Annotated in this window: 20 protein-coding genes; 14 read left to right on the plus strand and 6 right to left on the minus strand. The window is 62.5% G+C overall.

The window, feature by feature from the left end; all coding sequences use genetic code 11:
* Positions 1-22: 22 nt before the first annotated feature.
* The 6 genes from bioD (at position 23) to C7A17_RS13665 (ending at position 7,258) form a co-directional block, all read left to right on the plus strand.
* Positions 23-709 (plus strand): dethiobiotin synthase, encoded by a 687-nt coding sequence (gene bioD / locus C7A17_RS13640; protein ID WP_106738549.1) that lies wholly within the window; start codon positions 23-25, stop codon positions 707-709.
* A 99-nt stretch (positions 710-808) separates the two neighbouring features.
* On the plus strand, positions 809-1,108 hold the full coding sequence (locus C7A17_RS13645; protein ID WP_106738550.1) for a hypothetical protein: 300 nt from the start codon (positions 809-811) through the stop codon (positions 1,106-1,108).
* A 54-nt stretch (positions 1,109-1,162) separates the two neighbouring features.
* Positions 1,163-1,897 carry a putative metalloprotease CJM1_0395 family protein gene (locus tag C7A17_RS13650; RefSeq protein ID WP_106738551.1) on the plus strand — a complete coding sequence of 245 codons (735 nt, stop codon included), beginning with the start codon at positions 1,163-1,165 and terminating at the stop codon, positions 1,895-1,897.
* 169 nt (positions 1,898-2,066) lie between these two features.
* Positions 2,067-3,872 carry a phenylacyl-CoA dehydrogenase gene (locus tag C7A17_RS13655; RefSeq protein WP_106738552.1) on the plus strand — a complete coding sequence of 602 codons (1,806 nt, stop codon included), beginning with the start codon at positions 2,067-2,069 and terminating at the stop codon, positions 3,870-3,872.
* Positions 3,873-3,987: 115 nt separating this feature from the next.
* The gene (locus C7A17_RS13660) at positions 3,988-5,307 is read left to right on the plus strand and encodes a GGDEF domain-containing protein (RefSeq protein WP_394337040.1); all 1,320 of its coding nucleotides are present in this window, start codon (positions 3,988-3,990) and stop codon (positions 5,305-5,307) included.
* 172 nt (positions 5,308-5,479) lie between these two features.
* The gene (locus tag C7A17_RS13665) at positions 5,480-7,258 is read left to right on the plus strand and encodes an acyl-CoA dehydrogenase C-terminal domain-containing protein (protein ID WP_106738554.1); all 1,779 of its coding nucleotides are present in this window, start codon (positions 5,480-5,482) and stop codon (positions 7,256-7,258) included.
* A 60-nt stretch (positions 7,259-7,318) separates the two neighbouring features.
* Here C7A17_RS13665 and C7A17_RS13670 read toward each other — a convergent pair whose 3' ends face one another.
* Positions 7,319-8,662, minus strand: a complete 1,344-nt coding sequence (locus C7A17_RS13670) for an OprD family porin (RefSeq protein WP_106738555.1) — start codon at positions 8,660-8,662, stop codon at positions 7,319-7,321.
* Positions 8,663-9,230: 568 nt separating this feature from the next.
* Here C7A17_RS13670 and hutI point away from each other — a divergent pair.
* The 5 genes from hutI to hutC all read left to right on the plus strand — a co-directional run bounded on the left by hutI (position 9,231) and on the right by hutC (position 15,747).
* On the plus strand, positions 9,231-10,448 hold the full coding sequence (hutI, locus tag C7A17_RS13675) for an imidazolonepropionase (RefSeq protein ID WP_106738556.1): 1,218 nt from the start codon (positions 9,231-9,233) through the stop codon (positions 10,446-10,448).
* Entirely contained in the window at positions 10,438-11,373 is a 936-nt protein-coding gene (hutG, locus tag C7A17_RS13680; RefSeq protein ID WP_106738557.1) for a formimidoylglutamase, read from the plus strand. Before hutI ends, hutG begins: the two co-directional genes overlap by 11 nt.
* 26 nt (positions 11,374-11,399) lie before the next feature.
* A complete protein-coding gene (gene hutU, locus C7A17_RS13685) occupies positions 11,400-13,064 on the plus strand; it encodes a urocanate hydratase (protein WP_106738558.1) in 1,665 nt (554 codons plus the stop codon).
* Between the two features lie 156 nt (positions 13,065-13,220).
* Entirely contained in the window at positions 13,221-14,756 is a 1,536-nt protein-coding gene (hutH, locus tag C7A17_RS13690; protein WP_106738559.1) for a histidine ammonia-lyase, read from the plus strand.
* A 277-nt stretch (positions 14,757-15,033) separates the two neighbouring features.
* Entirely contained in the window at positions 15,034-15,747 is a 714-nt protein-coding gene (gene hutC, locus C7A17_RS13695) for a histidine utilization repressor (protein WP_106738560.1), read from the plus strand.
* A 63-nt stretch (positions 15,748-15,810) separates the two neighbouring features.
* Here hutC and C7A17_RS13700 read toward each other — a convergent pair whose 3' ends face one another.
* From C7A17_RS13700 to C7A17_RS13715, 4 genes are all read right to left on the minus strand, one after another.
* Positions 15,811-16,470: an endonuclease gene (locus C7A17_RS13700; RefSeq protein WP_106738561.1), complete on the minus strand. Its 660-nt coding sequence runs from the start codon at positions 16,468-16,470 to the stop codon at positions 15,811-15,813.
* Between the two features lie 456 nt (positions 16,471-16,926).
* Entirely contained in the window at positions 16,927-17,805 is an 879-nt protein-coding gene (locus C7A17_RS13705; protein ID WP_106738562.1) for an alpha/beta hydrolase family protein, read from the minus strand.
* Positions 17,802-18,383 (minus strand): TetR/AcrR family transcriptional regulator, encoded by a 582-nt coding sequence (locus tag C7A17_RS13710; protein WP_106738563.1) that lies wholly within the window; start codon positions 18,381-18,383, stop codon positions 17,802-17,804. Before C7A17_RS13710 ends, C7A17_RS13705 begins: the two co-directional genes overlap by 4 nt.
* A gap of 117 nt (positions 18,384-18,500) precedes the next feature.
* Positions 18,501-19,388: a LysR family transcriptional regulator gene (locus tag C7A17_RS13715; protein WP_106738564.1), complete on the minus strand. Its 888-nt coding sequence runs from the start codon at positions 19,386-19,388 to the stop codon at positions 18,501-18,503.
* A 102-nt stretch (positions 19,389-19,490) separates the two neighbouring features.
* Here C7A17_RS13715 and C7A17_RS13720 point away from each other — a divergent pair, with 102 nt between their 5' ends.
* From C7A17_RS13720 to C7A17_RS13730, 3 genes are read left to right on the plus strand one after another with little or no spacing between them, the layout of a single operon-like run.
* Positions 19,491-20,210 carry an MOSC domain-containing protein gene (locus C7A17_RS13720; protein ID WP_106738565.1) on the plus strand — a complete coding sequence of 240 codons (720 nt, stop codon included), beginning with the start codon at positions 19,491-19,493 and terminating at the stop codon, positions 20,208-20,210.
* Positions 20,203-21,348: an aspartate aminotransferase family protein gene (locus C7A17_RS13725; RefSeq protein ID WP_106738566.1), complete on the plus strand. Its 1,146-nt coding sequence runs from the start codon at positions 20,203-20,205 to the stop codon at positions 21,346-21,348. The genes C7A17_RS13720 and C7A17_RS13725 overlap by 8 nt, the downstream gene beginning before the upstream one ends.
* Positions 21,348-22,052, plus strand: a complete 705-nt coding sequence (locus C7A17_RS13730; protein ID WP_106738567.1) for a type 1 glutamine amidotransferase family protein — start codon at positions 21,348-21,350, stop codon at positions 22,050-22,052. The genes C7A17_RS13725 and C7A17_RS13730 overlap by 1 nt, the downstream gene beginning before the upstream one ends.
* Positions 22,053-22,143: 91 nt before the next feature.
* Here the strand turns inward: C7A17_RS13730 and C7A17_RS13735 are convergent, their stop codons facing one another.
* Positions 22,144-22,701: an NADPH-dependent FMN reductase gene (locus C7A17_RS13735; RefSeq protein ID WP_106738568.1), complete on the minus strand. Its 558-nt coding sequence runs from the start codon at positions 22,699-22,701 to the stop codon at positions 22,144-22,146.
* Positions 22,702-22,755 lie beyond the last annotated feature (54 nt).

Here is a 22,755-nt window from a genome sequence, read left to right on the forward strand (position 1 = left end):
GTGCATTGATCGAGGAGCTGCCATGGCCCATGCCTACTTTGTGACGGGCACCGATACAGAAATCGGCAAGACCACCATCGCTGCCGGCCTGCTGCATGCGGCGCGCCTGCGAGGTTTGAGCACTGCGGCGGCCAAGCCGGTAGCCTCCGGTTGCACGCGAACTGCCGAAGGGCTGCGCAACGACGACGCGCTGGCACTGCTCGCGCAGTGTTCGTTGCCGCTGCGTTATGAAGAGATCAACCCGCTGGCCTTCGAACCGGCCATTGCCCCGCATCTGGCTGCGCGTGAGGTAGGCGTTACGCTGAATGTCAGCAGCCTGCTGGAGCCTGTCCGAGGCGTCCTCGCCCAGGGTGCTGATTTTTCTCTGGTGGAAGGCGCCGGCGGCTGGCGCGTACCGCTAGCCGGTGAGGAAAACCTTTCGGATCTGGCCATTGCTCTGGGGTTGCCGGTGATCCTCGTCATTGGCGTGCGCCTCGGTTGTATCAACCATGCGCTGCTCAGTGCCGAGGCCATCGAGCGTGACGGTCTGACATTGGCCGGATGGGTCGCCAATATCGTCGACCCGCACACTGCGCGTCTTGAAGAGAATCTGGCAACGCTTGCCGAGCGTATGCCGGCACCCTGTCTGGGGCGCGTACCTCGTCTGCCGGATGCATCGGCTGAAGCGGTTGCGAGGCACCTCGATCTCGAGTTGCTGGCTGGCTGGTAATAAACAGCAGACTGACCATAGCCTTTTGTCTGTACGTTTTTTAGCCGATTTCTGCTTCAATGATGTACATAAGGTTCTAATTCCCGCTGGGAGCCGTAGATGGAAATCTCCACCAATGCATTCAATTCGGGGTTGAGCGGTATCCAGGCCGGTCAGCGTCGTGTCGATCAGGCTGCCAGTGATATCGCCAGCAACACCATCAATCCGTCGCAGCAAGTCAGCCAGACTCCGCCGCAGAATCAGGTCAATGCCAGTTCGCAAGTCACGGAGCGTGATCGCCCTGACCTGACGGAAAGCCTCGTGGCGTTGCGCGTGGGCGAGAACGAAGTGCGCGCCAATGCGCGTGTCGTCGATACTGCCGACGAGGTTCTGGGAACGCTGATCGACACCCGCGCATAAGCCGTTTCACCCTGGCCGCGCGGAGGCGGCCCGCAGCAGGGCAGGAGGACGCTCATGCAGATCGGCAACAGCCTGCCGTCTTTCATTCCTGCACCCTCTTTTGCGCCGGCCAGGTCGCTGTCGCCTGATGTTTCCCCCGATATTGCTCGTGCCGATCAGGCACCTGTTGCTGCGCCACAGGAGCAGCAAGCGGATTCCCCCGCGTCCGAACGTGAAGAGGCTGATCGAGCACCGGCCGATGGCGCTGGAGGCAATGGTGAGGCCAGCCCGCAGGAGTTGCGTCGGCAACAGCTGGAAATCGCTGATCTGGTACAGCGTGATCGCGAAGTCAGGACTCACGAGCAGGCGCATGCCGCTGTTGGCGGGCAATATGCTGGCGCGCCCACCTACGGATTCAAGCGTGGGCCGGATGGTCAGAGTTACGCCGTCTCCGGTGAAGTCAGCATCGATACCGCGCCCATCCCCAACGACCCTGAGGCGACGCTGCGCAAGATGGAAATCGTCTTGCGCGCTGCGCTCGCGCCCATCGAACCCTCGCCACAGGATTTGCGTGTAGCCGCTCTAGCTCAGGCGCAGGCGGCTCAGGCGCGCGTAGAACTGGCTGAACAGCGTCGCGAAGAGGCCATCGCCGCGGTGGAGGCGCGCAAGGAGCGTGACGACTCTCAGCAGGTGAAGGAGCAACCCTCCTCACCGACGCAGCAGCCTCTGCCGTCAGCGCCTAATCTTGATCTGTATCGGCGTTTGGGTGAGTCATCCGCGCCGCAGCCGAGCATCGATCTGGTCGCGTAGTCGGCCGATTGGCAGTGCTTGACAAGGGGGTGGCGTAAACGTATGTTTCAAACGCCTGTTTGACTGCTTTGGCCGCAACCTAGTGGCCAGGCAACTGGGAGTAATCCCAAAAGCGACCGACAAGCCGGTCCCCCTAACAACTAGGAATCCACCGCAGAGGTTTACCGTTATGCCTGACTACAAGGCCCCCTTGCGTGACATTCGTTTCGTTCGCGACGAACTGCTGGGTTACGAAGCGCACTACCAGAGCCTCCCTGGCTGCCAGGACGCCACTCCAGACATGGTCGATGCCATCCTCGAGGAAGGCGCCAAGTTCTGTGAGCAGGTTCTGGCACCGCTGAACCGTGTGGGTGACACCGAGGGTTGCACCTGGAGCGAATCCGGTGTGAAAACCCCGACCGGCTTCAAAGAGGCCTATCAGCAGTTCGTCGAAGGCGGCTGGCCGAGCCTGGCTCATGACGTCGAGCACGGCGGCCAAGGCCTGCCGGAATCGCTCGGTCTGGCTGTCAGCGAGATGGTCGGTTCGGCCAACTGGTCCTGGGGCATGTACCCCGGCCTGAGCCATGGCGCGATGAACACCCTGAGCGCTCACGGCACCGACGAGCAGAAGCACACCTACCTGACCAAGCTGGTTTCCGGCGAGTGGACCGGCACCATGTGCCTGACCGAGCCGCATTGCGGCACCGACCTGGGCATGCTGCGCACCAAGGCCGAACCGCAGGCTGACGGTAGCTACAAGGTCACCGGCACCAAGATCTTTATTTCCGCTGGTGAGCACGACATGGCCGACAACATCGTCCATATCGTTCTGGCCCGCCTGCCCGATGCACCGGCTGGTACCAAGGGTATCTCGCTGTTCATCGTGCCGAAGTTCCTGCCCAACGCCGAAGGTGGCGTAGGCGAGCGCAACGCCGTTTCCTGTGGCTCCATCGAACACAAGATGGGTATTCACGGCAACGCCACCTGCGTGATGAACTTCGACGGTGCGACCGGCTTCCTGATCGGCCCGGCCAACAAAGGCCTGAACTGCATGTTCACCTTCATGAACACCGCTCGTCTGGGTACCGCGCTGCAAGGCCTGGCTCACGCCGAAGTCGGTTTTCAGGGTGGCATCAAGTACGCTCGCGAGCGTCTGCAGATGCGTTCGCTGACTGGCCCGAAAGCGCCGGAAAAAGCCGCTGACCCGATCATCGTGCACCCGGACGTACGCCGCATGCTGCTGACCATGAAGGCGTTCGCCGAAGGCAACCGCGCCATGGTCTACTTCACTGCCAAGCAAGTGGATATCGTTCAGCACAGCCAGAACGAAGAAGAGAAGAAAGCCGCTGACGAGCTGCTGGCTTTCCTGACCCCGATCGCCAAGGCCTTCATGACCGAAGTGGGCTTCGAAGCCGCTTCCCATGGCATGCAGATCTACGGTGGCCACGGCTTCATCAGCGAGTGGGGCATGGAGCAGAACCTGCGTGACTGTCGCATCTCCATGATGTACGAAGGCACCACCGGCGTTCAGGCACTCGACCTGCTGGGCCGCAAGGTGCTGATGACTCAGGGCGGCGCTCTGAAGAACTTCACCAAGATCGTGCACAAGTTCTGTCAGGCCAACGAAGGCAACGACGCCGTCAAGGAATTCGTCGAGCCGCTGGCCAAGCTGAACAAGGAGTGGGGCGACATCACCATGAAGATCGGCATGGCCGCGATGAAAGATCGCGAGGAAGTCGGTGCCGCCTCCGTGGACTACCTGATGTACTCCGGTTACGCCTGCCTGGCCTACTTCTGGGCCGACATGGCGCGTCTGGCTGCCGAGAAGCTGGCTGCTGGTACTGACGATGAGGCTTTCTACAAGGCCAAGCTGCAGACCGCTCGCTTCTACTTCGCGCGCATCCTGCCGCGTACCCGCATGCATGTCGAAGCCATGCTGTCCGGTGCCAACAACCTGATGGATATGGAAGAAGAGCATTTCGCTCTGGGCTTCTGAGTCCTGATCGGTTGAACCACAACGCCGCCCTCAGGGGCGGCGTTGTCGTTTTTGCACTGGGCATTGAAGTGAATGTCGCATCCTGTCGCTGTTTTCAAGAGTCGAAGCAGGCAGAATGCCTTCATCTCTCGTTCGGGATGCCAGCGTGATCCGTCCGGCCAATCTGCGCCTCAGCCATTTCTACTCGTCGTTGCCTTTGCTGGTCGGCGGGTTGGTAGCTGCACGCTTGCCGGTGCTGAGCGAATTCTTCATCTCCCTGTTCAATGTCTTGCCGACTTTGCTGTTGCTGCTCGGCGGCGCGTTCTGTCTGGTCTATGGCCGCCAGCGTGAAGTCTTTCTGCTGCTGGTGTTGTATGTCAGCTACTTCCTGCTGGACATCCAGATCGACCACTTTCGCGATAGCGGGCAGGTGCGTGACGACGCGGCGCTGGTTTTCCATCTGATCTGCCTGCTGCTGCCACTGCTCTACGCGCTCTATGGCTGCTGGGAGGAGCGCTCGCATCTGCTGCAGGACATCTTCGCCCGCGCGTTGGTGCTGTTGGCGGTCAGCGCGGTGGCTTTCGGCCTGGGGCGGCGTTATCCACAAGGGATCGCCGACTGGCTGGCGCAGATTCACTGGCCATCCCTGCACGGCGCCTGGATGAGCCTGGCGCAGTTGGTGTACCTGGCATTCCTGGTCGCTTTCATCGCGCTGCTGGTGCAGTACTTGCGTCGCCCGCGGCCGCTGCATGCTGCGCAGTTGGTGGGACTTCTCGGGCTGCTGTGGATGCTGCCGCAGGTGTTCATCCTGGCCAATGCGCTGCAGGTGATGATCAGCATGGTGATGCTCATGTTGGTCGCCGCAGTTGCGCATGAGGCCTACCAGATGGCCTTCCGTGACGAGCTGACCGGTTTGCCTGGGCGACGTGCGCTCAATGAGCGTCTGCAGCGCCTGGGCCGCGATTATGTGATCGCCATGGTCGACGTCGACCACTTCAAGAAATTCAACGATACCCACGGCCATGACGTCGGCGATCAGGTGCTGCGCCTGGTTGCCAGCCAACTGCGCAAGGTCGCTGGTGGCGGTAAGGCGTATCGCTATGGCGGTGAGGAATTCACCCTGCTGTTTCCAGGCAAGAGCCTGGAGCAGTGCTTGCCGCACCTGGAGGCGGTACGCCTGGCCATCGAGCAGTACCGCATGCAACTGCGTGACAAACAGAGTCGGCCGCATGACGACCAGGAGGGTAAGCAGCGCCGTGCCGGCAAGGCGGCTAGCGAAGTCTCGGTGACCGTGAGCATGGGTGTTGCCGAGCGTCAGGCTGAGCAGCGTAGTCCGCAGGAAGTGATCAAGGAGGCGGACAAGGCGCTGTACAGCGCCAAAGCGGCTGGACGTAATTGCATTCGCAGTGCCGGGCAGCGGCGGGGCGCGGTCAAGCTGGCACCGAGTCGTGAATAGGCACTTTGCAGACGAATGGTCACGGCCATTTTTGGCTTTTTGGCAGGGTGTTTTCAGGTCAAGCACTTGGTGACTTTTTGTGAATTATTGGTCACAACACGACCCTATGTGTCTATAAAGTTGTTCCAGTAAACTCGGCCATCTCACGTAAGTCCGTTTTCGAGGATGTGTCATGGCCGATTACAAAGCCCCCCTGCGCGACATGCGCTTCGTGCTCAATGAAGTATTCGAAGTCTCCAAGCTCTGGGCCGAGTTGCCGGCCCTGGCCGAAGTGGTGGATGCCGATACCGCCAGCGCCATCCTGGAAGAAGCTGGCAAGGTCACCGCGGGCAGCATCGCTCCGTTGAACCGTAGTGGCGACGAGGAAGGCTGCTCCTGGGACAACGGCGCGGTGAAAACCCCGGCCGGTTTCCCCGAGGCCTACCAGACCTATGCCGAAGGTGGCTGGGTCGGTGTGGGTGGCTCGCCCGAGTTCGGCGGCATGGGCATGCCCAAGGTGATCGGCGCCCAGGTCGAGGAGATGGTCAACTCGGCCAACCTGTCTTTCGGCCTGTACCCGATGCTGACTGCCGGTGCCTGCCTGTCGATCCTCAATCACGCCAGCGAAAAGCTGAAGGCGCAGTACCTGCCGAACATGTACGCCGGTGTCTGGGCCGGTTCCATGTGCCTGACCGAGCCGCACGCCGGTACCGACCTGGGCATCATCCGCACCAAGGCCGAACCTCAGGCCGATGGCAGCTACAAGATCAGCGGTACCAAGATCTTCATCACCGGCGGTGAGCACGACCTGACCGAGAACATCATCCATCTGGTGCTGGCCAAGCTGCCGGACGCACCGGCTGGCCCGAAAGGCATCTCGTTGTTCATCGTGCCGAAAGTGATGGTCAATGCCGACGGTTCACTGGGCGAGAACAACTCGCTGGGTTGCGGCTCCATCGAGCACAAGATGGGCATCAAGGCTTCGGCCACCTGCGTGATGAACTTCGACGGTGCCACCGGTTATCTGGTTGGCGAGGTGAACAAGGGGCTCAATGCCATGTTCACCATGATGAACTACGAGCGCCTGGGCGTCGGCATCCAGGGCCTGGCTCTGGGTGAGCGCAGCTACCAGAGCGCCATCGAATACGCCCGCGAGCGTATCCAGAGCCGCGCGCCGACCGGCCCGGTGGCCAAGGACAAGGCGGCTGACCCGATCATCGTGCATCCGGACGTGCGCCGCATGCTGCTGACCATGAAGGCTTTGAACGAGGGCGGCCGTGCCTTCTCCAGCTACGTCGCCATGCAGCTCGATACCGCCAAGTACAGCGAGGACAAGGCAACCGCCAAGCGCGCCGACGAGCTGGTGGCGCTGCTGACTCCGGTGGCCAAGGCCTTCCTCACCGACATGGCGCTGGAAACCACCGTGCACGGCCAGCAGATCTTCGGCGGCCACGGCTTCATTCGCGAGTGGGGTCAGGAACAACTTGTTCGGGATTGCCGTATCACCCAGATCTACGAAGGCACCAACGGCATCCAGTCGCTGGATCTGATGGGTCGCAAGATCGTCGGTAGTGGTGGCAGCTTCTACGCACACCTGGCTGACGAGATCAAAGCCTTCATCGCTTCGGCCGATTCCAGTCTCGGTGAGTTCACCAGGCCGCTGGCCGCCGCCGTGCAGAACCTCGACGAGCTGACCGCCTGGGTGCTGGATCGTGCCAAGGGCAACCCCAACGAAATTGGGGCCGCGTCGGTGGAGTACCTGCACGTGTTCGGCTATACCGCCTACGCCTACATGTGGGCGTTGATGGCGCGTGCAGCCCAGGGGAAGGAAGGTCAGGACGAGTTTTACGCCAGCAAGTTGGGCACTGCGCGCTTCTACTTCGCTCGCCTGTTGCCACGCATTCACTCGCTGAGTGCCTCGGTCAAGGCTGGCAGTGAAAGCCTATACCTGCTGAACGCTGAGCAGTTCTAAGTACCGCGCAAAACAAAAGCCCCGGCGATAGTGCCGGGGCTTTTTGCATTTACAGGTGACTCAGAAAATTTCGTAGGGGTACTCGAAAATCACCCGTACCTGATCGGCGTCGCCGTCCCAGCCGGCCGCGCCAGAGATACGGTGGGTCGCCCAGCGTACACGGGTGGCAAGGTTCTTGGCCGGGCCGCTCTGCACCACATACTTGATGTCGACGTCGCGCTCCCAGTGCTCTTCGCCATCGGCGCCAGCGTAGAGCCCTGCATAGGCACTGCCACTACCGGCCAGTTTGCTGCCATCGATGTCGGTGCCTTTGATGTAGCGAATGCCAAAGGACAGGCCGGGAATGCCGTAACTGGCGAAGTCGAGGTTGTAGAACGCCCCGTAAGACTTCTCGTTCGGGCCGTTGAAGTCCACCAACTGCGAGGAGTTGGCCAGGTAGATGGAGTCGTGGAAGGTGCCTGGGCCGAGGCCGAGGTAATCGAATGGCTGGTCGCCGTCGATCTCCTGGTAGGTCAGCTTGAAGGTGTGCGCGCCGAGGGTATAGGCCGCGGCTAGCGAGTAGGCGGTGGTGTCGATCTTGCCCGCTTTCTTCTTGCCGTCATCATCGGTCTGATAGATGTTGAAGTCGAAGTTCAACTTCTGGTCGTCGCTGATCGGGAAGGTGTAGTTGAGGTTACCGTAATACTGGCGCCAGATGTCCGTGTACTCGGAGCCGTAAAGGCTGGCCGTCAGGTTGTCGGTGATGGTGAAGTTGCCACCGACGAAGTCGACGGTGTCGGTGCTCACGCCCGCATAGGCGGCCCAGAAATCATCGTCGCTGTTGGTGCTGTTGAAGTCCTTGGCGGCGGTCAGGTGAGCGGCCTCGAAGTTGGCCTTCGAGAATTCGTTGCTGGTCAGCCAGAGACCGGTCGCGGTGCCGGGCACCAGGCGTGCATCGGCGGCAGCAAATACCGGGTTGTACGGTCGCAGATTGTTGCCGTATTTCAGCTCGGTGTTGGAGATGCGCATTTTGACGTTGGCACCCACCGAGCCCGCGGTGTCGGCAGCCCCCTCGCCATCGGGAACCAGAACCCCGGCAGTGCCCGCGTGACCGCGCCCGCCGTCGAGTTTTATCAATCCATAAGCACTGGCATCGATGCCGAAGCCGACAGTGCCCTGGGTGTAACCCGAGGTGTAGTCCAGACGCAGGCCCTGACCCCACTCGCGACGGTCGGCATCCCACTGCGGGCTGTTTTTGTAGGTGTGGTAGTCATGGTGCCAATACATGTTGCGTGCCAGAAAGCTCAGATGGCTGTCTTCTATGAAACCCTGGCTTTCGGCTTGGCTGGCCAGTGCCAGTGCCAATGGCGAGGCCGTTGCGGCGCTGATGGCCAGGGCCAGTAGTGATTTTCTGCTCAATGACATTGCTTGCTCTCCGTATGTTTTTATACATCGTTGGCGGCAGAGAAAGGGGTGTCGCGTCCTCCCTTGCATCAGGCGAGAGTGTTGAAAGGGCCGATGTGCTGGCCGAAAAGCAGCGAAATCCCCCAATGGTTCGTCAGAAACGAACCTCGGCGGAGGTTACGTAGCCAAGGGCAGGGTTGGCGGGCGGGAGCGACACTCATTGGTCAGAAACCGACCAAGTGGCGCATAGACATCGGATGGTGTCGCTTCCAGATTCGTGCTTTCAGTGGCGCAGACCAGTTGCACGAGGAGGCGTTGGCAGATCAGGCCAAACCCGGAGCTTTACGTTGCCCGGGATTTTCTAGTTTATGTATATACATTTGGTGGGCGGAGAAGCTCTAGAATGGCGCTCGTCCATAATGACCTTATGGCAGCTTTCACCTACCAGATGCACTTTTCTCTGTTTGAAACCTGAGTTCCCATAGAAAACCATATCCGTCTCAGCTGCTGCTGATCCATTCAGCGAGCATGGCTTGACGCAATTAATACTGCCTCATATTGTATATACAAATTAATCGCGGAGAATCCCATGTCGACTGAGTCGATGCCCAGGCAGATCTGGCGCGATATGCAGGTCTTCGATGGTCTGGAATTGCTAGACGAAGCGATGACCGTGCTGGTAGCCGATGGGCGCATCGCCGGGCTGTGGCCGGCGCGTGAGTTCGATGAAGCACATGCCCAGGGCGCAGTCGAAGCTGGGCGAGGTGGAGTGATGACCCCCGGCCTGGTCGATTGCCATACCCACCTGGTGTATGCCGGGAATCGTGCCGGCGAATTCGAGCAGCGCCTGGAAGGGGCGAGCTACGAGGAAATCGCTCGCGCCGGTGGTGGCATCCTCAGCAGCGTACGCGCCACTCGCGCGGCCAGCGAAGACGAACTGATCGCTGTCAGCTTGCCGCGTCTCGATGCGCTGCTGGCCGATGGTGTGACTACTGTCGAGATCAAGTCCGGCTACGGCCTGACGGTAGCCGATGAACTGAAGATGCTGCGCGTGGCGCGCCGGCTCGGCGAACTGCGTCCTGTGCGTGTGATCACCACGCTGCTTGGCGCCCATGCCTTGCCGCCGGAATATGCCGGTCGCGCCGACGACTACGTGAGCCTGGTCTGCGACGAGATGATTCCGGCCGCCGCTGCCGAGGGCCTGGCCGATGCGGTGGACGTGTTCTGCGAGGGCATCGGTTTTTCCCCGGCACAATGTGAGCGCATCTATCGAGCGGCCAAGGTGCACGGTCTGGCGATCAAGGCCCATGCCGAGCAGCTGTCCAACCTTGGGGGTAGCGCTCTGGCTGCACGCTATGGCGCGCTGTCCGCCGACCATGTCGAATACCTCGACGAAGCTGGTGTGCGCGCCATGGCCGAAGCCGGCACTGTCGCCGTGCTGCTGCCTGGGGCTTTTCAGGTATTGCGCGAAACCCAGTTGCCGCCCATCGATCTGCTGCGCCAATACGGTGTACCCATGGCGGTGGCCAGCGATGCCAACCCCGGCACTTCGCCAATCTGCCTGCCGACGTTGATGGCGCACCTGGCTTGCACACTATTTCGTCTCACTCCGAGCGAGGCGCTGGCCGGCATGACCGCAAACGGCGCCCGCGCACTTGGCCTACCCGAGCTGGGGCGTATCGCTGTCGATGCACCCGCTGATCTCTGCGTCTGGGACATCCAGCAACCGGCCGAACTGGCCTATGCAGTGCAGGCCGGGCGCCTGCGCCAGCGTGTGTTCAATGGAGCCATCAGCCATGACCGTTGATCGTCATTCGATGGAGGCCTGGAGGGGGCGCGTTGATCCCGAAGCGGATAGCACCCGCTGGCATCAGCGTATCCAGACGCTGGTCGAGGGCAGCGAGCCTGGCCTGGCGTTGTTGGGTTTTGCTTGCGATGAAGGCGTGCGCCGCAATCATGGGCGGGTGGGGGCTGCGGGCGGTCCATTGGCGCTGCGCAAGGCACTGGCCAATCTGGCCTGGCACCGCCTGGCGCCGGCTTATGACGTTGGCGACGTCTGCTGCGAGGATGGCGACTTGGAGGCGGCGCAGGCGCGCCTTGGCCGCAAGGTCTGCGCGCTGCTGGACGCCGGCCACTTGCCGCTGGTGCTCGGCGGCGGGCACGAGGTGGCGTTCGGCAGTTGGTCAGGCCTGGCTGAGCATCTGAGTCGGAAGGCCGTCCCACGAATCGGCATCGTCAACTTCGACGCGCATTTCGACCTGCGCGACCCGGCCCATGTGCACTCCTCCGGTACGCCGTTTGCGCAGATCGCCGAGCAGAGTGCGGCGCGTGGCTGGCCGTTCCGCTACGCCTGCCTGGGCGTCAGCCGCGCCAGCAATACCCGTGCGTTATTTGCCCGCGCCGCCGAACTGAACGTGCTGGTGCATGAGGATCACGAGATTCGCGAGTCGACCCTCGATGCTATCGGCGCCGAGCTCGACGCCTTCGCTGCCGACTGCGATGCGCTCTACCTGACCATCGATATCGATGTGTTGCCCGCCTGCGAAGCGCCTGGTGTCAGCGCCCCGGCCGCGCGTGGCGTGCGTCTGGAGTTGCTTGAGCCACTGCTCGAACGACTCAAGGCCAGCGGCAAGCTGCGTCTGATCGACTTCGCCGAGCTCAACCCCGAATACGACATCGACAACCGCACCGCCAAGGCGGCAGCGCGCCTGATCCATCTGCTCAGCCTCTGAGCGCCGAACAACAAGAGGAAACCGCTGTGACCACAGGCTATCGCGACATCGAAGTCCGCGCCCCGCGCGGCACTCAGCTCAACGCCAAGAGTTGGCTGACCGAGGCGCCGCTGCGCATGCTGATGAACAACCTCGACCCGGACGTGGCCGAGAACCCCAAGGAGCTGGTGGTCTATGGCGGCATCGGCCGGGCCGCACGCAACTGGGAGTGTTTCGACAAGATCGTCGAGACGCTCAAGCAGCTCAACGACGACGAGACTCTGCTGGTTCAGTCCGGCAAGCCGGTCGGTGTATTTCGCACCCACAAGGATGCACCGCGCGTACTGATCGCCAACTCCAACCTGGTGCCGCACTGGGCCAGTTGGGAACACTTCAACGAACTGGATGCCAAGGGGCTGGCCATGTACGGCCAGATGACCGCCGGCAGCTGGATCTACATCGGCAGCCAGGGCATCGTCCAGGGCACCTACGAAACCTTCGTCGAGGCCGGCCGCCAGCACTACGGTGGCAACCTCAAGGGCCGCTGGGTGCTGACCGCAGGCCTGGGTGGCATGGGCGGCGCCCAGCCACTGGCCGCGACCCTGGCCGGTGCCTGTTCGCTGAATATCGAGTGCCAGCAGTCGCGCATCGACTTCCGTCTGCGCAGCCGTTACGTCGATGAGCAGGCCGCCGACCTCGACGATGCGCTGGCGCGTATCGCCAAGTACACCGGCGAAGGCCAGGCCATTTCCATCGCCCTGCTGGGCAACGCCGCCGAGATACTGCCGGAACTGGTACGCCGTGGCGTGCGCCCGGACATGGTCACCGACCAGACCAGCGCCCACGACCCGCTCAACGGCTATCTGCCAATTGGCTGGAGCTGGGAGCAGTACCGCGACCGCGCGCAGACCGACCCGCAAGCGGTGGTCAAGGCCGCCAAACAGTCGATGGCGGTGCACGTGCAGGCCATGCTCGATTTCCAGAAGAGCGGCGTACCGACCTTCGACTACGGCAACAACATCCGCCAGATGGCCAAGGAAGAGGGCGTGAGCAACGCCTTCGACTTCCCCGGTTTCGTCCCGGCCTATATTCGCCCGCTGTTCTGCCGTGGTGTCGGCCCGTTCCGCTGGGCGGCGTTGTCCGGTAATCCTGAAGACATCTACAAGACCGACGCCAAGGTCAAGGAGCTGATCGCAGATGATGCCCACCTGCACCGCTGGCTGGACATGGCCCGTGAACGCATCGCTTTCCAGGGCTTGCCGGCGCGAATCTGCTGGGTCGGCCTGGGCCAGCGCGCCAAGCTCGGCCTGGCGTTCAACGAGATGGTACGTTCGGGAGAGCTGAGCGCGCCTATCGTCATCGGCCGTGATCACCTCGACTCCGGTTCGGTGGCCAGCCCCAACCGCGAGACCGAAGCGATGATGGACGGCTCCGATGCTGTGTCCGACTGGCCGCTACTCAATGCCCTGCTCAATACCGCCAGTGGCGCTACCTGGGTATCCCTGCATCATGGCGGTGGTGTGGGCATGGGCTTTTCCCAGCACTCCGGCGTGGTGATCGTCTGTGACGGTACTGACGAAGCGGCGGCACGTATCGCTCGCGTGCTGACCAACGATCCGGCGACTGGTGTCATGCGTCACGCTGATGCTGGTTACCCGATCGCCATCGATTGCGCCCGTGAGCAGGGCCTGAATCTGCCGATGATCGGCTGAGAGCATGTCCAAAGTCTGCTGCGCCTCGGCCAAATGGCGTTGCAAACGACTTCGGACTGCTCATGTACAGCTCGTAAACTCCGCGTCCTCAGCCATTTGCGCCACCGTTTGGCTCTAGCTCGCGAGACTTTGAACAAGCTCTTGGATGAACAGAACATGAACACGCTGAACCTGAAGCCCGGCCAACTGACCCTTGCCGACCTGCGCGCCGTCTACCAGGCGCCCGTGCATCTGACTCTGGATGCCAGCGCTTACCCGGCCATCGAGGCCAGCGTTGCCTGCGTCGAAGCGATCATCGCCGAAGGCCGTACGGCCTACGGTATCAACACTGGCTTCGGCCTGCTGGCCTCGACCCGCATTGCCAGCCATGACCTGGAAAAGCTGCAGCGTTCACTGGTGCTGTCGCACGCGGCCGGCATTGGCGAGGCGCTGGATGACGCCATGGTGCGGCTGATCATGCTGCTGAAGATCAACAGCCTGGCGCGCGGTTTCTCCGGTATCCGCCGCAAGGTGGTCGAGGCGCTGATCGCCCTGGTCAATGCCGAGGTCTATCCACATATCCCACTCAAGGGGTCTGTCGGCGCTTCTGGCGACCTGGCGCCGCTGGCGCATATGTCGCTGGTTCTGCTTGGGGAAAGTCAGGCGCGTCATGACGGCCAGTGGTTGCCGGCCAGCGAGGCGCTGGCCATCGCCGGTCTGGAGCCGATGACCCTGGCCGCCAAGGAAGGCCTGGCTCTGCTCAATGGCACCCAGGTGTCCACCGCCTACGCGCTGCGCGGTCTGTTCGAGGGCGAAGATCTGTACGCTGCTGCCAGCGTCTGTGGCGCGCTGAGCGTCGAGGCGCTGTTGGGTTCGCGCTCGCCATTCGATGCGCGTATTCATGCCGCTCGTGGTCAGCGCGGGCAGATCGATGCCGCTGCGGCCTATCGCCATCTGCTCGGTGATAGCAGCGAGATCGGCCGTTCCCACGCGGCTTGTGACAAGGTGCAGGATCCGTATTCGCTGCGCTGCCAGCCGCAGGTCATGGGCGCTTGCCTGACCCAGCTGCGCCAGGCCGCCGAGGTGCTCGGCGTCGAGGCCAATGCGGTGTCGGATAACCCGCTGGTGTTCGCTGCCGAAGGCGAGGTGATTTCCGGTGGCAACTTCCACGCCGAGCCGGTGGCCATGGCTGCCGACAATATCGCCCTGGCCATCGCCGAGATCGGCTCGCTGTCCGAGCGCCGCATCTCCCTGATGATGGACAAGCACATGTCGCAACTGCCGCCGTTCCTGGTGGCCAATGGTGGGGTCAATTCCGGCTTCATGATTGCCCAGGTCACCGCCGCTGCACTGGCCAGCGACAACAAGGCGCTGGCCCACCCGCATAGCGTCGACAGCCTGCCCACCTCGGCCAATCAGGAAGACCATGTGTCCATGGCGCCTAACGCCGGCAAGCGCCTGTGGGACATGGCCGAAAACACCCGTGGCGTCCTCGCCGTGGAATGGCTCGGCGCCTGCCAGGGCCTGGACTTCCGTGAGGGCCTGAAGAGCACTCCTGCATTGGAACAGGCGCGTCAGGCGTTGCGCGCCAAGGTGCCGTACTACGTCGAGGATCGCTTCTTCGCCCCGGACATCGCCGCAGCCAATGCATTGCTCGCCGAGCGTGTGCTGACCCCGCTGCTGCCGGTCGGCATGTTGCCGTCGGTGGGGTGATTCGAGTTGCGCGGATGCGATCCCGTGGTTGCCGTTTCGGCTCCCGGATTGCATCCGCGCTACAGCTCTTGTAGGGCGTACTCGGCTTTGGCCTCCTGCGTCGCTCTACCTCCTGCATCCATGCAGTCGTCGCGAAGCAGTACGCCGTTGGAGCAGGCGGACTGTTCGCTGGCGCTCCTGAGTCCGCCCTACGCTCTGCCGTTTCGGCAATGGCTCTACTGCCAGTTGTAGCGGTGGAGGCTATCATCCGCGCACCGGGCATTTCCAAGGAGCTTCCGTGACCAGCACCACCCCGCGCTACAAAGCCATCGAGGATTTTCTGCTCGAGCGCATCCATGGCGGCGTCTACCCGGTCAATCACCAGATTCCGCCCGAGGAACAACTGGCGCGTGACTTCGCCGTCAGTCGCATGACCGCCAACAAGGCAATCCAGAACCTGGTGCAGAAGGGCTATCTGGTACGCCAGGCCGGGCTCGGCACCTTCGTCACCGACCGCAAGGCCGAATCGCCCCTGCATGAAGTGATGAACATCGCCAGTGAAGTGCGCGGTCGCGGTCACGTCTATGGCAATCGCGTGGTGCGCTGCGAGGCCATCGCCGCCGATGACGAGGTGGCGCTGCGTTTGGGGCTGCGCCTGGGCTCGGAGGTGTTTCACAGCATCCTCGTGCATCTACAGGACGATCTGCCGATCCAGCTCGAGGATCGCTTCGTCAACCCGCGCTGGGTGCCGCATTATCTGCAAAGCGATTTCACCCGACAGACGCCCAACGAAGTATTGGTCGCCAGTTGCCCTATCTCGGATGTCGAGCATGTGGTCGAGGCCGTGCTGGTGGATGCGCAAACCGCCGAGCACCTGCAGATCGACCCGGCCATGCCCTGCCTGAGTGTGATCCGTCGTACCTGGTCGGACGATCATCTGATCAGCTACGCGCGGCTGATCCATCCCGGTGACCGCTACAAGCTGCGCTCGCTGCATAAACGCAGAGTGTAGGGTGCGCCATGCGCGCCGAGCCAGTCGAACCCACGAAAGCCTCGGTGCGCGGCGCTCCCTACGTCAATCGCTGATCAGCTGATCCACCAGCGAAGGGTCGTCGATAAAGCGATTGCGGGTGCCCTGCAACGCTTCGATCTTGTCGTTGCGCGCCTTCTCCTCGGCATCCGGCGGATCCATCCGGTGCCAGGCCTTGTACATCGGCACCAGGCCGACGATGGGCAGGCCGTATTCGATGTGCATGTAGAAGATGGCGCGGGCGATATTGCCCTTGGCTTCGTCGCGCGGCTCCACCAACTGGAAGCTGGTTTTCATGTCGCAGCCGATATCGGCGAACTTGCTCGGCACGTCGTCGGCCAGGTCGGCGAACTGTGCATTGCGCCGTACCAGCTCAACGCGCGCCAGGGCCGGGTAGTAGTTGTGCAGATCCGCAACGATGTAGGGGTAGCGCGGGTTCATGATCGTGCACTGGCGGTCAGTGACGCAGCGCAATGCGCTCTTGAGCTGCTTGCTGCTGTATATGGGGCTGGCGATCAGGGTGCCGCTCTCGCGCTGGAAGGTCTGGCCACAGTAGAGGGTCGTACCGCCATTACCATAGAGATCCTGCCAGAAGGCCTGTTCGATGGCCTGTTTGACGTCGCCGAGCTGGTTCTGGCCGTTGGCGAGGGAAAGAAGGCTGATGCAGGTTGCCAGGCAACCGAGAAGCAGTGTGACCACGCGCATGTTCGAGCCCCAGTGACCGCCGTTGTCGGAGTCTGTTGTTTTTGTAGGACAAGCTGGAGTCTAGCAAGACGTGCGTCACAAAAAACCACTGGGAGCAGTTTTTGCCATCGCTCTCTGAGGTCTACGGGGATGACAAGCCATCGCGAACGCCGTTTCGCTTGGCGGAGCGAGGGCAAGGAGTCGTGTAAGCCACGGCTTACACGATGTCCCGATTATCGCCACTGTCAGCCGTTCGGGTACGAGCGTACTCTTTCTTCCATGGATTCAGCGCAGGAAGCGCATCGACGAACAGGGACACGCTGGACAGCCACCGGGATGGTGAGCAGATCAAGGATGTCAGGACAACAGTCTGCAAGACCCCGCAATCGCGGGGTTTTCTTTTTTGGGGCCTTCGCCCCGTCATGTAGGGTGCGCTGCGCGCACCGGCTCTTCTTAATTAAGCGTTGCGCATCTCTCTCAAGCTGCTCGCTGCTCGACGCGCAATTGCTCGAACCAGTCCAGCGTCTCGTCCCACAGGCGCTGCGCCGCAGGGCGGAAATAACCCATATGACCAATAGTGCCCAGGCCTTCGACCTGCGAGTCGAGTGTGCGCGCCTGGTAGGGTGCGTTGACGTAGGCAGCCATGAAGGCATCGCGTGAGGCGGGCGGTGCCCACAGATCATCCAGGGTGTTGAGCGCCACCATCGGGGTCTTCACGTTAGCGAAGCGCTCGGCCAGCCCTACCATCTGCGGATCGTCGAAGAAGTAATGTGGAAAGCGGCACCAGCGTTTCCACTGCCTGTAGACGCCCAGCGGCAGATCCTCGCCCATGCCCAGTTTGCTCCAGGCCAGGTAGCCCTTGTAACGGGTGATCAGCGGGCCGATCACCCGCCACATGGCAAGTACCCGCACCTGCTCGGTTTTGGGCATCCAGCCATGCCAGCCAGCGCCAGTGCCGAAGGTGTAGAAACCAGACACCTCTGCATGGTTGGGCAGCAGGCCGAAGGCATGGCCGCCGAACGAATGGCCGATCATGAATAACGGGCGTTCGGCATGCCGATGTTGATCGACCGCCGCTGCCAGATCGAGGTGGGCCCAGTCCAGATAGTCCATGTCGAAGCCGCGCAGGCTGGCCGGTTTGGATTGACCGACGCCGCGGTAGTCCAGGGTCATGGTGTCGAAACCACGAGCAGCGGCATGTTCGGCTAAGCGTCGGTAGAAGCCTTGAGGTACGCCGGTGGCGCCAGCGATCAGCAACTGTGCTTTGGGCCGCTCGGCGTGATAGCGCGTGGCGGTGAGTTGGTAGTCGTCGAGGGCGAGTAGAGGCTGGGTTTCGCTGCGAATCGGCGCGTTCATGCTGGCTTGGACTCCGTACGGTGCTGGCGGGTCAGAAGGAGGAGGGTGTCGACGGCCTGCTTCAATGGCTCGCTGCTACCGGCGACGCGCGCTTGCAGCAAGCCGCCCTCATAAAGTGCGACGAACAGTGCGGCCAGGCCCTCTGGCTGCGGATAGCCGTGGCGTTGCAACTGCTGCTGCAATGCCCGGCGGATATCGGCGAAGGCATTGGCCAGTGCTGCGCGGATTTCGCCGTCTTCGGGGCCACTTTCCAGGGCGATGGCGGCCAGAGGGCAGCCGCGTTCGAAGGCACTGCCTTGCAGTTGGCCTAGAGCGGTCTGCAACCAGATGCTGAGTGCATCGAGTGGATCGGGCTGCCGCTCGAACAGCGTGGCGAAAGCCTGCTCGGCACGCGAACCGACACGTTCGATGGCGGCTACCGCCAACTCGGTCTTGCCGCCCGGGAAGTGATGATAAAGGCTGCCTTTGGGCGCTCCGGCATTGGCCAGCAGTTCACTCAGGCCGACGCCGTGCAGGCCTTTGCGCTGCAGGGCATCGATCATGGTGTCGATCAGGTTGTCGCGAGTGCTCTTGGTCATGGCCAGGATTATGTAGACCGATCGGTCTAGTGGCGAGTGCCATTCAGGCCGTGGATCACGGCATATCGGCAATCGAGGCGTAGGATCGCCGATGTACAGACACTCTTCGTACAGAACCTAGGGCGTTTCCCAGGCACCATCGAGCGCCGTACGCAGCAAGTCGATCATCGCCTGCTGGCGCTGTGCGTCGCGGTAGACCAGGCCGACATGCAGCGGGATACGTGGCTCGCTCAAGGGCTTCCAGAGCAGGCCGCGATGAGCGTGCATCTGCCGCGCGCGACCGGGCAACACGCTGGCCAGGGTGGTGTGTGGCAGGCTGTCGAGAATGCCGTTCATATGGTTCAGTTCGGCCTGTACCTGCGGCCTGCGCCCGAGCAGGGCGAGCTGTTCCTGCCAGATCTGGCGAATGCGGAACTCTTCGCCGAGCAGCAGCATCGGCAGCTCTGCGGCCTGGCTCAGTGACACCTTGCGAAACTCCCGTAACGGATGATTCTCCGGTATCACCAACTGCAACTCGTCCTCGTACAGCGCCAGGCTGTGCAGGCCCGGCTGGCGCGGCGGCAGAAAGCCGATGCCGATGTCCAGGCCGCCGCTGAGCAGGCGTCGCTCGATATCCACTCCGGACAGTTCGTAGAGCTTGACCACCAGTTGCGGCTGCGCCTGCTGCAGACGTTCCAGTAGCAGCGGCACCAGGTTGGCATTGACTGTCTGCAGCACGCCAATGGACAGGCTGCGCGGCCCCGGGCCACGGAAGCTGCGCAGTGCTTCGCGCGCCCGTTCCATGCCGTCGAGCAGGGGCAGCGCATGGTTGTACAGCGTATGCGCGGCCAGCGTTGGGAGCAGGCGCCGGCCACTGCGCTGGAACAGGCTGACATCCAGGTCGCTTTCCAGTTGGCGGATCTGCTGTGACAGCGCTGGCTGGGAGATGCTCAGGCGCTCGGCGGCGCGACCGACATGGCCTTCTTCGTAGAGTGCGACGAAATAGCGGAGCTGACGAAAATCCATAAGTTCAAGTTATGAATCAAGCAGGGAAATCGAAATGTCAAAATAACCCGAAGCTCCCTAGTCTAGCCACATGATCAACAGCCGATAAGGCCGGAGCGGTCGGTGAGTCAGGTCGAGATTCAGGGTGTTTTCATAGGTAAAGCCGAAGATATAGGTGGCGGCCTCAGTTGTGCGCAACGCAAGCAACGAGTCGACCACCGTTTGTGGTTATGGCCGCAAGGGTTGGGGCAGGACGAGCAGGGCGATGCACGCTTTCACGGCGGCCCGGAGCGGGCATTGCACCATTACCCGGCCGAGCACTACGCCTATTGGCAGGCGCTGTATCCGGCGTTGCCATGGCCGCTGTCGAGCTTCGCTGAAAACCTCTCCAGTCGTGGTCTGACCGAGGAGCAGGTATGCATCGGCGATATCTTCCGCTGGGGCGATGTGCTGCTGCAGGTCAGCCAGCCGCGCTCGCCCTGCTATCGCCTGAATCGGCTGGGCGCTCACCCTGAGTTAGCCCAAGTGGTGCAGGACAGTGGCCGCTGTGGCTGGTTCTATCGGGTGCTCAAGCCCGGTTTCGTCAGCGCCGAGAATCCTTTCGAGCTGGTACAGCGCAGTTATCCGAGCCTAAGCGTGGCGCAGGCGCTGCATCATTTCTATCACTTCCCCATGGAGCGGGCGGGCCTGCAGCAGTTGCAGCTGTGCCCGGCACTCTCGGCCCGCTGGCGTGAGGCTGCGGCGCAGCGCCTGAGAACGGGCCGACTGGAGGATTGGTCGGCGCGTCTGCTGGGCTTGCCGCTGGAAGGAATGCTGGCCGGAGAGGGGCGTCGTTATGCGTGATGCCATGGCACGTCTGCATCTGATGGGCGAGCGGCCCGGGCCGTTGTGCGTGCGTGGCCAGGGCTCCTGGCTGTGGGATGCCGAGGGGCGCGCCTATCTCGACTTCGACCAGAACCTGGGCGCCAACAGCCTTGGCCATAGCCCGACCTTGTTGCTGGAAACCCTGCGTCGGCAAGCGGACTTGCTGATCAGCTCCGGGCTTGAGCAATGCAGCCGTGGTCAGCTGAAGCTGGCCGCGCAGTTGTGTCAGGCCGCTGGCAGTGAGCGTGTGGCCTTCTGCAGCGATAGTGTGCGGGCCAATGCACTGGCGGTGCGTCTGGCCCTGCAATGGGCCGCCGCACAGAATCCAGCCGCCGAGCGCCTGGTTCTGCTCGAAGGCAGCCACCTCGACCCTATCGTATTCGGGGCGGCGAGCCAGGTGCTGCGTGTGCCTTTCAATGACCTCGAGGCACTTGCTGCAGTCATCGACTCGCGTTGCGCTGCGGTGCTGATCGAACCCTTACAACAGTCTGCTGGTGTGGTGCCGGCGACACTGGAGTACCTGCAAGGCGCGCAGCGGCTATGCCGTGAGCAGGGCGCCGTACTGATCCTCGATGAAACCAGCAGCGGCATGGGACGTTGTGGGACGTTGCTGGCCGAGGAGTTGTACGGCGTGCGCGCCGACCTATTGACCCTGGGTAGTGCATTGGCTGGTGGCTTGCCGCTGGCTGCCGTACTGGCCCGAGGGAGCATCGCCGCGCAGGCCGATGCCGAGTCGCCAGCGAGTTTCCCTGGCGAGGCCCTGTTGACCTGCGCCGGTGTCGCGGTGCTGGCGGCGGTGCTCGAAGGCAGTTTTCTCGGCCAGGTACGAGAAGTGGCCGAACATCTGCGCGAAGGCCTGGCGCAACTGGCGCGGCGCCATGGGCACGGCCCTTTGCGGGGGCACGGCTTGTTGCTCGGCCTGCCGCTGATCGGGCAGACGGCCAGTGCGGTGCGGCGTGCAGCACGTGAGCAGGGACTGCTGATCGGGGTGGCTCGTGGTGACTGTCTGCGCTTGAGCCCGGCAATGACGGTCAGCCATGGCAACGTCGAGGAAATGCTCAGGCGCCTGGGACGGGCACTGCAGCGTGTCGAGCAAGCGCGCGTGGAGGTGGCCTGATGCGTATCGCGGTGATTCAACACAGCGCAGCTGCAGGGCCGGCGGCGCTCGAGCGCTGGCTTGGCGAACATCAAGTGAGCGTGCACCGGCCTTATGTCGGCACGCCTCTGCCGATGCTGGAGGAGTTCGAGTTGCTGGTGCTGCTTGGTGGCTCGTTGAGCGTTCACGATGAGCGCTGCCATGCCTGGCTGGCCGAGGAGAAACGCCTGATTCATCGGGCGCTGCTGGCTCGCAAGCGGGTCTTCGGTACGGCGTTCGGGGCTCAGCTACTTGCCGAGGCGCTGGGCGCGCGCGTCAGCCCGTGTGCGGATGGTGTGCGCATCGGTTGGTGGCAGTTGGAGAAAGACCCGCAATCGCGTCTTTCTCCGCTTGGTCGCATGTTGCCGCAGCGTTTGCTGGCGCTGCACTGGCAGCGTGAGATTTGCAACCTGCCGCATGGCGCCATCGCCTTGTATGGATCAGCCGCGGACGAGTTGCAGGGTTTCGTCTGGCAGGAACGTGCCATCGGTTTGCTCTGCCCGTTGGAGTGCGATGCGCAGAGTCTGGATGAGCGCCTGCAGCATGATGCTGCCGATTTGCGCTTGCCTGGCCAGGTTCAGGACGCGGCCAGCATTCGTGATGCCGCGCCCCATTCGGCATCGGCCAACGCGACGCTGCTGCGCATGCTCGATTACCTCTCGGGTGCCCATGCCCACATGACCTGAACACCCTTTGGCGAGCCTTTCGCAGCGCCCCGTTCAGCGGGGCGTTTTTTATGGCCTGCCATCCCTGGCGACCACTGCGTGACGTCGGGGATCAGCCGGCGTGCTGGGCCACCCACGCCGCGTAGGCGTCGATGAATTTCTGCAGGAACGGCTTGATGCTGTCGCTGAGCACGCCGTTCTCGTCGAAGAAGTTACCCGCGCCGCCGAGGTAAGCCTCCGGCTGCTGCAGCACGTAGACGTCGAGGAACACCAGGCACTGGCGCAGATGGTGGTTGGCGCCGAAACCACCAATTGCGCCTGGCGAGGCGCTCAGTACAGCGCCGGGTTTGCCGCTGAAGCCGCTTTTGCCATAAGGACGCGAGCCGACGTCGATGGCGTTCTTCATCGCGCCGGGGATCGAGCGGTTGTACTCGGGGGTGATGAACAGCACCGCGTCGGCGGCGTTGAGTTTGCTGCGGAAGGGGGCGTAGGCGGCCGGTGCGTTCTCGCCGTCGGCGTCTTCGTTGTACAGCGGCAGGTCGCCGATCTCGAGGATTTCCAGATTCAGCGAAGCCGGCGCCAGGTCGGCCAGCGCCAGTGCCAGCTTGCGGTTGATGGAGGCCTTGCGCAGGCTGCCGACCAGTACGGCGACATTGTAGGTCTTGCTCATGTGTACTCCCGAAGGTGTGGTGAGGAAGGAATCACCACTATAGACCCCGGATGT

The organism is Pseudomonas mendocina, assembly GCF_003008615.1.
In the GTDB taxonomy this organism is placed as follows: Bacteria; Pseudomonadota; Gammaproteobacteria; order Pseudomonadales; family Pseudomonadaceae; genus Aquipseudomonas; species Aquipseudomonas mendocina_C.